5 protein-coding genes are annotated in these 6,993 nt (G+C 59.5%); 1 reads left to right on the top strand and 4 read right to left on the bottom strand.

Annotated features, from left to right (window positions below):
• Positions 1 to 998 precede the first annotated feature (998 nt).
• Positions 999 to 1,373 carry a helix-turn-helix domain-containing protein gene (locus NR187_RS30425; protein WP_256808806.1) on the bottom strand — a complete coding sequence of 125 codons (375 nt, stop codon included), beginning with the start codon at positions 1,371 to 1,373 and terminating at the stop codon, positions 999 to 1,001.
• 510 nt (positions 1,374 to 1,883) lie between these two features.
• Between NR187_RS30425 and NR187_RS30420 the strand changes: the two genes are divergently transcribed.
• Positions 1,884 to 2,477 carry a hypothetical protein gene (locus NR187_RS30420; RefSeq protein ID WP_372703283.1) on the top strand — a complete coding sequence of 198 codons (594 nt, stop codon included), beginning with the start codon at positions 1,884 to 1,886 and terminating at the stop codon, positions 2,475 to 2,477.
• 85 nt (positions 2,478 to 2,562) lie between these two features.
• Here NR187_RS30420 and NR187_RS30415 read toward each other — a convergent pair whose 3' ends face one another.
• The 3 genes from NR187_RS30415 to NR187_RS30405 are packed head-to-tail and all read right to left on the bottom strand — an operon-like array spanning position 2,563 to position 6,173.
• On the bottom strand, positions 2,563 to 3,084 hold the full coding sequence (locus NR187_RS30415; RefSeq protein ID WP_256808805.1) for a hypothetical protein: 522 nt from the start codon (positions 3,082 to 3,084) through the stop codon (positions 2,563 to 2,565).
• 47 nt (positions 3,085 to 3,131) lie between these two features.
• On the bottom strand, positions 3,132 to 4,490 hold the full coding sequence (locus NR187_RS30410; RefSeq protein WP_256808804.1) for an HlyD family type I secretion periplasmic adaptor subunit: 1,359 nt from the start codon (positions 4,488 to 4,490) through the stop codon (positions 3,132 to 3,134).
• Positions 4,491 to 4,499: 9 nt separating this feature from the next.
• A complete protein-coding gene (locus NR187_RS30405) occupies positions 4,500 to 6,173 on the bottom strand; it encodes a type I secretion system permease/ATPase (protein ID WP_249129609.1) in 1,674 nt (557 codons plus the stop codon).
• Between the last annotated feature and the right edge of the window lie 820 nt (positions 6,174 to 6,993).

Raw genomic sequence — 6,993 nt, 5'->3', positions numbered from 1 at the left:
CGTGGTGCTCCATCAAAAAATGGACCGAAACGGCTTGCCGCATTGACGAACGCAAAGACAGCTCAAGCAAATACGCGCTTGAGATAGGGACGCTAGCAGTGTCTGTCGGGGAGAACTCGACTGTCTGCGCCGGTAACGGCACGCGACAGAAGGGGAGCTGAATGCCAACCCTCTAAGGTGCTAAAGTCTTTGTTCATTGCAGCGCCTCCTTCGAACGACGAGTTGGCGGCGTAAATAAATTTTATGGTACCTTAAATCGACCTTAACTGCGAAATTATGACACGGCCGCAGACCGCCCACAAGCGTTTTGGCCCCTTCAGCGATCATCGGTTATTTGCGAGATCGGCTCCTATGAGTTTACTCCGCGGTCAGCGGGAGTGCGCTGCCCGCGCGTTGAAAATACGGCTCTTTTCCACTCAGTAATCGTGTGTTCTCAACAGCATGGACTCGTTCTAGCCGTGTTTAAAATCGTGAGCATCCGCGATTTAAAACGCGTTACTATTCGCAGCGGCACGATATCAATAGTTGTAAAACATGGCCGATACCACGAAACGAGTGCGTGCGTTATTTAGTGGCATTGTCGAATTGCAGCCTATTTTGCGATTGCTCGATCTCAAGCCCGGAACGGCGTTTGAAGCCCAATCGCGCAGCGAGACTACTGTGCCGAAGATCGCCCTGTCGCGAGCGGCGTCACCACCTCGTCATCGAAGATGGTTGCGTGTCTGTGCTTGGGCATACGGCAACCTGAAAGTGGGCCTCCCCAAACGCGGTATCCCCATCAGCATGGCCGGGACCGCCGCCAGAAGCGCGAGGCGCAAGAGAGGAACCCGCTATGATTGCATCCGCATTAGCGGCGCTGGTCTCGACACCCACGCAAGAGTTACGCGGTGCGGCCGCCCATGGTTCAACCCGCGCCGCTCGAGCGCCCGGTAGGATCGCGCAGTTCATCCCGAGGCTTGGGCAACGGTTGCTCGTCGATACGGGGTATTACGCCGACCCTATTCCGCGCTAGTTTCGCGATCTCCGGTCGAAGAGATCTGGACATGGAAACCTTTTGCCTCGATGGCGCGGATCAGTTTTTCGAGGCTCATCTGATCGATCCGCATCAAGGGACTGTCGGACGGGCCCTGATCCTGCTCACTCACGAGGTGGACACCGTTTTCAAGAAACTCAGAGCTGACGTTGAGCACCTTTGCCACAGCCTTTATCGTAGCGGGCTTCGGAACCCTGCCCCGCTTCTCCCAGTGCCAGATGGCGGGTGGCGTCACGTCGATCCGTCTGGCCAGCTCTGTGATGGTCATCGACCGATCTTCTCGCAGCTGTTTCAAGCGCGAACCAAAGCTGGCAACCAATTTGTTCTTGATTTTAGGCACGGGTAAATTCCATTTTTATGTGTAGGGGTCAGCGTTGGCGACCAGAAGTAGGCAAGATTAGGATTTTTATTCGATTCCCGTCAATAATTGACCCGGAAACCGGCGCAGCCCAGTGCAGCCCCTCACAGATTAGCCAACCAGCCGGACGAGCATGCAAGGCTCAAGCCAGCGACGTACACAACCAATATCGCTCAACGAAACGCGTTCCTAATCCAGGGATCAACGTCGGTGTGACAGGGTAGTTAGCGATTAACGGGCCCGCCGGCTCTAACGGCAGCGGCCGGCCGGTGCGGACGCCGTAATGCATTGACCGGACCAAGTAAACAGGCGAGGCAGCCTCGCCCGGCTCTATTGCGATTGATCGATGATCGCGAGAATGGCACCATGCGGGTGGGACAAGCAGGGTAAGAGCATGACCGGACGGGACTTTTCTCCCCTGCCGCTCTCGCCCCGGCAGCGGGGTTTGGGTTGAACAGTTTTTCGCGCTTTCTGCTCCGGTCGGGCGCCCGGCTGTTGCTGACCGGGGTATCGTCAGTGTTACTGACAGCTCCATGCCTCGCTCAGACTCCGGGGGACCGGCCAGCCGCCGAGCAGCGTTCTGACGCCCCCACCACCAGGCGCGTCGAGCGTCATCAACCTATGATCGACATCCTTGCCCTCATGTCCGGCAAGTGCACCACCCTCAAGATCGCGGGTCGTGACTACGGCTGCAAGGCTGTTGCCTACGCACACAGTGAAGCCGGACGCGTCAGTTTCGCGGTAGCTCTCGAGGATTCAACGGACGACGCCCACGTCGTGTCCTTCTCCGGCGAGAACGGAAAGCGCTTCGACGACAACTCCTACGAGCTTCCGATCGACCGGATGCTTCTGAATTCCAAGGACCGGCCGAAAATCCATGGCCTCCCGGTGCCTTCGGAAGAGGTATCGACCGGTGTTTGCCGCCAGTTCGGCAACTTCGCCGCGCGGCGGGTCTCCAGCGTCAACTGCACCGCAACAGACTCTCGAGGACGGAATTATGAGCTGCAGTTCGTCTCGGACGGCTCGCCCGTCGGCGTCCGGCGCGTGAGGCAATCAAGCAAATCGATCGATGACCCTTTCAAATGAACCTTGCGGCGATGCGGAAAAGCATGATTTCGCGATCACGCCTTGCGCCGGGATCGTGGCAACGCCACGCAACCTCCAGGCGACCTCAATAGCAATTCGGAGAATTACCCCCGAGCCCGGCGCACGCGTTCGAATTGGATCCCCGCCATTGCACGACGGCTATCGGGCTTTTCCCCTGCCCGTCCGACGGCGCTGCTTTCAGCCTCTCCGCTTCCTCCGAGACGATGGCCATGTGGGCCTTTGCAATCTGGTCATTTCGTTCAAGCAGCGAGACCTTGCCAGCCTGGACTTGAACGGCTAGCGCCTTGCGCAAGGCGTTTTCACGGTCGAGCAGTTCCGGAAACCGCAAGCCCGGCCGGACCGAAAGCTCCGTTGCTTTCACGATGCATTCGGCGCGCGGCACGGCCTGCGCAATCTGATCGGGAAAAGCGTTGCGGCAATCTGCAAGCGCCTCCGTCAGGTTGATTGACGCGTCTTCGCTTTCAGTTTCGAGCGCCTGTCGGGTTCCCCCGCAGCCTGCAAGCACATTCAAAAGAAGAGTAACGACCACATACTGCATCAGCAGAGCAATGCTGCCGGAGCCATTACCGCTCGGTGCATTGTTCATTGCCTCACAGCTGTCGGAGCACATGCGTTGAACAAGGCCGACGGCCTCTACTTCTGACGGAACGAATGATTAAACGACATAATTAGCGGCCCGACCAGATATTCAAATGCGGTGCGCTGCACAGTCGGGATCATAACGGTCGCAGGCATGCCCGGATAAAGTCTTATGTTCGGCATGCTCGCAAGCTCATCCTGATCGATTCGTACGAAGGCCGTATAATACGGGTTGTTGGTCTTGGGATCGGTCAGACGATCTGCCGAGATCTGAACGACGTCGCCGTGAATGATCGGCACGATGCGTTGCTTGTAGGCCGTAAGATGAACCTCGGCGCGCGCGTTTGGATGCACGTCGCTGATGTCCTCGACCGCCACCTGCGCCTCGATCGTCAACCCATCCAGTTCCGGGACGATGTCCAGGATCTTGTCGCCACGTTGAATGACGCCGCCGACGGAAAAGACGTTAAGTCCGACCACCTGCCCACTATAGGGAGCGCGGATCTCCATGCGGCCAAGAACCGCCTTTGCGTTCACGGCCTTTGGTATGACCTCCAAAATCTTTGCCTGTGTGTCGCGCAGGTCCTTTGTCACGTCGGTCATACGATCGTTGTCGAGCTGCGCCGTTTGCTGTTCTTGCTCGGCGATCGCCTGACGCGCCTTGGCCATGTTGGCGTTTGCATCTGCGATCTGACCTTCCAGGCCATAGGCGGAGCGCTCCAGTTGCATAATACGCGGGCGTGCAATCAGTCCACGTTCCACCAGAGGCGCGATATCTTTCGCCTCGCTGTGGACGGAGTTTATCTGATCCGTAAATGCCTTGACTTGCGCCCCGGCGCCGACGATCTGCGATCCGAGCTGATTGATTTTCTCCCGGATGACGCTGCGCTGCCCATCCAGGGCCGCCCGGCGGCTTTCGAACTGGCTGACCTGTCCGCTCCATACACTCTTGAGATAGGGGTCATCGGAGTGCGCCTTCAGATCTGACGGCATCTTGAGCTCGGAGCCATGGTCGAGTTCCGTCAGTAGACGAACCTCCGTCGCGCGGAGCACAACCCATTGCTGGGTCAGAACCTCGTATTCCGCGCGCGCCTGGGTCTCGTCCAGCACGATCAGGACATCGCCAGCGCGGACCTTGTCGCCCTCCCTGACACGCAATTCCTTGACTATACCGCCGTCGAGGTGCTGTACGCTCTTGCGATTGCCATCCACCTTGACAACTGCGTTCGCCACCACCGCACCGTTGAGCGGAGCCGTGACAGCCCATGCGCCGATTCCGCCAAAGAAGATTGCGATGATAACCCAGCCTGCGAGCGCGATGTTTTTGATGGAGTCGCTTGGCGGTCCGCCGGCGCGACCCGTCCGGCCGCGGACAGCTGCAAGACTCCTGGGCGTCTGTTCTAGAATGGCCATGCCTCGTGCCTAACCGCTGGAGCTTTGCACCGCGTGCACAGGCACGGGGCGAGTCAGGCGTGACATGATCTCTGCACGTGGCCCGAACATTTCGGCGACGCCTTCTCTGAGGACGAGGATCTTGTCCACGACGCCGATCGTCGCCGGACGATGCGAGACGATGACGACGGTCGTTCCGCGCTTTTTCAATTGCACAACGCAATCTGCAAGCGCGACGTCCCCTTCGGCGTCGAGGTTCGAACTGGGCTCATCGAGCACGACAAGGCTGGGACTGCCATAGACAGCGCGGGCCAGACCAATTCGCTGGCGGAAGCCGCCGGACAGAATGGCGCCGCCTTCTCCCACCTGGGTGTCATAACCGTTCGGAAGCCTCAGGATCATTTCATGTACGCCCGCGAGTTGCGCGGCGAGGATGACCTCCCTGTCGCTGCCTTCCTCGAAGCGACCGATGTTCGCGGCGATCGTATCGGAAAACAGCTCGATATCCTGTGGCAGGTAGCCGACATGGTCTCCGATTGCCCGCTTGACCCAGGTCGAGACATCGGCGCCGTCCAGTCGCACGGCGCCGGCCGAAGGCATGGCGACGCCGACAAGGTGACGTGACAGGGTCGATTTTCCCGCTCCGGACGGCCCGATGACCCCGAGGACCTCTCCCGCTTCGATCGCAAAGGTGACGCCGCGCAAGATCGGCTTAGAGCCGCCGGGAGGGACAAAGGTGAGCGCCTCGACCGAAAGGCGTCCCTTCGGCTTCGGCAGTGTCAGACCGGTATCTGGAATGGGATGAGCCGCAAGCAGTTCGCGAATGCGCAAATACGCACCGCGCGCTGATACGAGGCCACGCCAGGAGCCGACGATCTGCTCGACCGGCTGCAGTGCACGACCGAGCAGAATACTGGCGGCAAACATCGAACCAACCGTCGCCATCCGCTCGATGACGAGATAGGCTCCCAGGCCGAGGATCAGCGATTGCATGGCGAGCCGTAGAAAACGGATCAGGCTCTGGATCACGGCGGCACGGTCGCTTGCTGCGACTTGACGCTCGAGCATCCGGTCGCGATCGCGGCTCCAGCGGCGTAACAGGCCTCCGGTCATGCCCATGGCGCGCACCACTTCCGTGTTGCGCAGGCTCATTTCGGTGAAGCCGTAGCTGCGTGCGGCCGCTTCGTTCGATTCCGTGAGCGGCAACTTCACCAGCCACTCACTGAGCAGCGCCATCAGCACCAGGATGACCGAACATGCCAGGGAAAACGCCCCCAGAAAAGGATGCAGCGCGAAGATCACCGCGATGTAGATGGGAGCCCACGGCAGATCGAAGACGGCGTGGATGCCCGTCCCGGTCACGAATTGACGGAATGTATCGAAATCGCGGAGCGCCTGGCTGCGGGCGCCGTTCGCGCCGGCCGACCGATCGATGATTGCCGTCATCACCCGCGAGGCGATCTTCTGGTCAAGGCGTATGCTGGCGCGGGTCAGGACCCGTGCACGAACCGCGTCCAGCCCGGCAAGCGCAAGGAACGCAAGGAGCAACGCTATCGTCAGCATCAACAACGTGATCTCGCTCGCACTCGAGATCACACGGTCATAAACCTGCAGCATGTAGAGCGGGCCGGCGAGATACAGCAGGTTAATCGCAAGGCTGAAGATGCCCGCCGTAAGGAAGTAACCCTGGCATGTCTGCAGCAAGCGCCGGAGTTCGTCCGGCCTTTTGAAAGGCGCACTCACACGATCCGGCGGATTTCCGCCCCTCTAATCAAAACTTATGCCGGCGCGACAACGCCCGGCCGAATTAACGACTTCTGGCAACAGCTACAATTCTTGCCTAATGCAAGACAATGTTTAGCACAGCTGTCACGCCCCGCGAAATCAATCCTCGCTGAAAGTTAAAGTCGCCCGTAGAGTTACGGCCTGCCGCTCATTTACGGTATTTAGCTCGACTGAGGCGCACTTAAATTCGCTCCCGGTCACATTAAAGCGGCAAGCGCTCGCGCAAGCCAAGCGGGCGCCCAAACGGCGGACATGGAGCAAACGGCGGACATGGGTTGGCATTCTCGCGGCGCACCATGCCCGAGATTGCCCCTAAACCCCGTCTCGGAAGAAAGGGTGCAGGGAAGGCCGGGTGCCGGCCGGCACCCGCGACCGCGCGTGCGCAGAAAGGAGGCCGGGGCGGGTTACAGGTGAAGCCGACGTCTCGGGCTCCGTCAGACGATTTTAGCGGCTTCCTTCGCGCGCTCCCCCGGGGAGACTGCGGCATGCCCGGGCGGCACCTCGGACCTCGCAGCCCACGCGCTCGATTGCCGGGATCATCGGATCGGTGCCCGCTCCACTTATCATCGGGTGTGGGGAAACGACGCTCCGTCAGAAGCGAAATCAAGTCAAATCCAGCACAGTTTTACCGCACAAAGGCGACGATCGTAACGGGCATAAATTCGATTTATGCGCCCTTAAAGAAATTGCGAAACTTGGACGACGGCGGTCAGCGCTCCGGAACCGATGATCCCAGTTT

The sequence above is a fragment of the Bradyrhizobium sp. Bra64 genome (assembly GCF_024519875.1).
In the GTDB taxonomy this organism is placed as follows: domain Bacteria; phylum Pseudomonadota; class Alphaproteobacteria; order Rhizobiales; family Xanthobacteraceae; genus Bradyrhizobium; species Bradyrhizobium japonicum_G.
The sequence above is the reverse complement of the archived record's forward strand: the minus strand, read 5'-3'. Positions and strand labels throughout refer to the sequence as shown.

Excerpts from the sequence above, each read along its gene's own strand:
- NR187_RS30415 (WP_256808805.1), bottom strand. The coding sequence starts at position 3,084 with ATGAACAATGCACCGAGCGGTAATGGCTCCGGCAGCATTGCTCTGCTG.
- NR187_RS30410 (WP_256808804.1), bottom strand. The coding sequence starts at position 4,490 with ATGGCCATTCTAGAACAGACGCCCAGGAGTCTTGCAGCTGTCCGCGGC.